Below are 2,812 nucleotides of genomic sequence, written 5' to 3'. Positions count from 1 at the left end.
AGTACATGCTGAAGCAAAAAGCGCAAGAATGAAAAAAACAACCAAAAAAATAATTAATATTATATCTAAAATAATATTATTATAAATTTTTTTAAAAGTCACAAAAATCAAAAAAGGCACAACAATGAATAATACGAAAAACAAAATCCATTGAGATATTCTTAATATTTTAATTTTTATTTCCATTTTAACTTTTTTTTCTAAATTTTTTCGCTTTTTATGTTCTTTTTTAAGTTTTTGTATTTCAGGCTCTGGATAATAAATAGTCCATGCAAAAGCTAAAAAACAAAACAAAACTAACAAAACTGCTCGATTATTCATTTATTTCCTCGCCAAGATGATTAATTACATGTACTTTTTCATTAGGTTCAACATCATATATTAGTTTATTACTTGGTTTAGCGGTTAAAGTTGTATAATCATCTAATTTTATATTTATAGGTTTAGAAGTAAAACAATATTTTTGAGTTATTGTTTGAGCACCATCTTTAAAAGGAGTTTTAATGATGTCTCCAACAATATTTTCAGTTGTTTTTTTTATTATTTTTTTTTGTAATAATTTAGGTAATTTTTTAGAAAAAGCTTTTATTACTTTAGAACCAGCTACTTTTTTTAAACCTGGTACAGGCATTAAAGTAAAAGAAGTATCTAAGGTACCATTTATAGCTTGTTGTGGATTCTGTTGCACCAAGGATTCCACTACATCAAATAAACCCAGAGAAACATCAATAGTAGTGCCAACAATAGGGATAAAACTAATAACATTATGAGAAACATTCCAAACATCATTAAACCAATTGTTGGTTATAAAAGTTAAAAAAGGTTTATCATAGTCAATATAAATACCATCACATAAATAATTTTTTAAACCATTTTCTGTCAAATTTTTTATTTTAGAAAAATTATTATCTAAAACTGAACCAATTGCATGTTCTGGAATTGAACACATAGTTTCTTTTTCATCAATATTTACTTCTATTTTAAAACCTTGAGAACCGTATTTAACTAAAAAATAACCTTTTTCAGTGGGTGTTTTTTTCGTTATATCAATGGTTTCTCCATTTTTCATAAGACCAAAACCAAGGACGCCATTCTGAAGGAACTTCCCAGTGTTGTTTATGTTTATCAAAATAAAAGTTTTTATTAATTTGAGTTTGCATAGCAACATCGTTATAACAAGTATTATCATAAAAAAAATAAATATTTGTTACATCATTAATCATTTGCTTTAAATCATTTAAAATATAACAATTATTTTTATTTTCTCTCATGCCGCCATCAAAATAAACCAGTTAATACGGATGAGACACAACGAAACGGTACTGAAAGACCACAACTAATTTTTCTAAAACAAATACCTTTTAAGAAAAAATTATTTATTAACTTACTATATGGTAACATAAAAAAAATATTTGTCAACCTTTTTTAAAAAATTTTTTCAAAATAATGCGCTGTTCCGTTTTTTAATAAAACTTTTGTCTTTAAAATTGTTCTTTCAAACTTGAAATTAAGTAATAATTTTTTAATATTTTTTCAAACCAACAAAACATTTTTGATTAGATGAAAAAGTGTCTAATTTTTTTTATAATTTTCTAGTTTCAAAAGATATTTATACTAATATTTTAAATCGTGATAGATTAGATACGTTTCAGGATGGCTCCCTATTACAAACTAGCCCCACACAACACCGTACGAGCAAGTTTCCAAGTATACGGCATTTATAATATTTCTAGTTTTTGACGATTTAAAGTTTCTTGAATTCGTCTCAATTCTGTTTAAATGCGTAGTTAGTTTTGAAATTTTACTTTCTTTTGATAGCATATAGCCACCACCTTTCTACGCCCTTAAAATCGAAATATTATTTCCTCTTTCGCCCTATACCATGCTTTCCATGACTTCCTGGTTAGGCGATTATCTTAACCATTCCAGATTAAGTTTTACTCCAACGACTACTATGATTCTGCTTTTTCCTTGAATCCATAAGACTTTTTATCCTCTTATGTTTAGGTGTTAGATGGTTTTAACCTTGATTTTTAGGAAAATCCAAGTTACTCTTATTTGCTACGTGATTCTTTTAGGTACGCTAACCTTAACATTAACTTATGAGTTTGTACCTACTAAGATAGGTAAATACCGTTTAGACAGGTGAGTTAAGATGTTGGTATTGAACCAGGAGGAGGGGGTTGTCCCCTTGATAATTTAAACAGTCAGACACTATAACTATTTAATCCCATCTTACAAGTCATTTCAGTTACTTTCGACTTGGTCTGATAGTTACTCTTCTTTTTGCGTTTAGGTCCGTTTCAGGACTTCTCCTTGGAATTCGTTCTTCTTGCGGTCTCATATTGGTTATGGACTTCACCTCAATCCGCTTTTATTCTTTGCTGTAATCTATCATTCTTTCGTTTAACAAACCAAGAATATGAAGTATGTAATTATCACACATTGCAATTCGTTAATTTGCTGTTAATAAGGCCTCTTTGCGCCCAATAATAATTAATAAATTTTTGTGGACGTTATTTATAAATGTTTGTGGGTAGAATGATTGAATATTATTTGATTTAACTGTTATAACTTCCTTTTCTTTTTTTAACAAATAAAAAACCACATTAAGTGGTTTAGTTAGTTATTTGTTTATTTTCTTTGAATAGGAGTCCAAACAATCGATATCACTAAGCCTAATAAATTGACCTTTTATCTCTTTAAGTCATGAGCTTCCTTCTCTAATATACAAACTTCTTTAAGTGTACATGATTGATGGGTTTTAGAACATGTTAGGTGGGTTGTACGTAGTACAAACAAGGTAAAGTGT

The 2,812-nt window shown here is 28.0% G+C and carries 3 protein-coding genes; all 3 read right to left on the bottom strand.

All coding sequences use genetic code 11. From position 1 onward, the window contains the following. The coding region (locus tag RI68_RS02470) for a DUF1538 family protein (RefSeq protein ID WP_038104684.1) at window positions 1-321 on the bottom strand (321 nt) is incomplete at its 3' end. Beyond that, a complete protein-coding gene (locus tag RI68_RS02465) occupies window positions 314-1,069 on the bottom strand; it encodes a hypothetical protein (protein WP_017193658.1) in 756 nt (251 codons plus the stop codon). The genes RI68_RS02465 and RI68_RS02470, both read right to left, overlap by 8 nt. Next, window positions 1,047-1,271, bottom strand: coding sequence for a hypothetical protein (locus RI68_RS02460; RefSeq protein WP_017193657.1), 225 nt, complete (start codon window positions 1,269-1,271; stop codon window positions 1,047-1,049). The genes RI68_RS02465 and RI68_RS02460 overlap by 23 nt, the downstream gene beginning before the upstream one ends. Between the last annotated feature and the right edge of the window lie 1,541 nt (window positions 1,272-2,812).

It is taken from the genome of Vaccinium witches'-broom phytoplasma str. VAC (assembly GCF_000309405.1).
In the GTDB taxonomy this organism is placed as follows: domain Bacteria; phylum Bacillota_I; class Bacilli_A; order Acholeplasmatales; family Acholeplasmataceae; genus Phytoplasma.
The sequence above is the reverse complement of the archived record's forward strand: the minus strand, read 5'-3'. Positions and strand labels throughout refer to the sequence as shown.